Origin of the sequence: Burkholderia sp. FL-7-2-10-S1-D7 (genome assembly GCF_001524185.1) — a bacterium.
GTDB classification, from domain to species: domain Bacteria; phylum Pseudomonadota; class Gammaproteobacteria; order Burkholderiales; family Burkholderiaceae; genus Burkholderia; species Burkholderia diffusa.
This window is the reverse complement of sequence record NZ_LOWY01000026.1, coordinates 1-1,175: the sequence shown is the minus strand read 5'-3', so window position 1 is coordinate 1,175 and position 1,175 is coordinate 1. Positions and strand designations below refer to the sequence as shown.

Annotated in this window: 1 protein-coding gene; it reads left to right on the top strand. The window is 69.3% G+C overall.

Features of this window, described 5'->3' with window-relative positions; all coding sequences use genetic code 11:
• Nucleotides 1–1,175: acetyl-CoA C-acetyltransferase (locus WS75_RS12180; protein ID WP_059680696.1), on the top strand; the 1,175-nt coding region annotated here is incomplete at both ends.

Sequence of the window (1,175 nt, the reverse complement as noted above, 5' to 3'; positions counted from 1 at the left end):
ATGACGGACGTAGTGATCGTATCGGCCGCGCGGACCGCGGTCGGCAAATTCGGCGGTTCGCTCGCGAAGATCGCGGCACCGGAGCTGGGGGCGACGGTGATTCGCGCGGTGCTGGAGCGTTCGGGCGTGAAGCCCGAGCAGGTGAGCGAAGTGATCATGGGCCAGGTGCTGGCGGCGGGCTCGGGGCAGAACCCGGCGCGCCAATCGCTGATCAAGGCCGGCCTGCCGACCGCGGTGCCGGGCATGACGATCAACAAGGTGTGCGGCTCGGGCCTGAAGGCCGTGATGCTGGCGGCGAACGCGATCATGGCGGGCGACGCGGACATTGTGATCGCGGGCGGCCAGGAAAACATGAGCGCGGCGCCGCACGTGCTGCTGGGCTCGCGCGACGGGTTCCGGATGGGTGACGCGAAGCTGGTCGACACGATGATCGTGGACGGCCTGTGGGACGTATACAACCAGTACCACATGGGCATCACGGCGGAGAACGTCGCGAAGGAATACGGGATCACGCGCGAGGAGCAGGACGCGTTCGCGGCGCTGTCGCAGAACAAGGCGGAAGCTGCGCAGAAGGCCGGCCGCTTCGATGCCGAGATCGTGCCGGTGTCGATTCCGCAGCGCAAGGGCGAGCCGCTGCAGTTCGCGACCGACGAGTTCGTGCGTCACGGCGTGACGGCGGAATCGCTGGCGGGGCTGAAGCCGGCATTCTCGAAGGACGGCTCGGTGACGGCGGCGAACGCGTCGGGGCTGAATGACGGCGCGGCGGCGGTGCTGGTGATGTCGGCGCAGAAGGCGGCGGCGCTCGGCCTGACGCCGCTGGCGCGGATCAAGGCATACGCGAACGCGGGTGTGGATCCGAGCGTGATGGGCATGGGTCCGGTGCCGGCCTCGCGCCGCTGCCTGGAGCGTGCGGGCTGGACGCCGGGCGACCTGGACCTGATGGAAATCAACGAGGCATTCGCGGCGCAGGCGCTGGCGGTGCACAAGCAGATGGGCTGGGACACGTCGAAGGTGAACGTGAACGGCGGGGCGATCGCGATCGGTCACCCGATCGGCGCGTCGGGCTGCCGGATCCTGGTGACGCTGCTGCACGAGATGGTCAAGCGCGATGCGAAGCGCGGGCTGGCGTCGCTGTGCATCGGCGGCGGGATGGGCGTCGCGCTCGCGGTCGAACG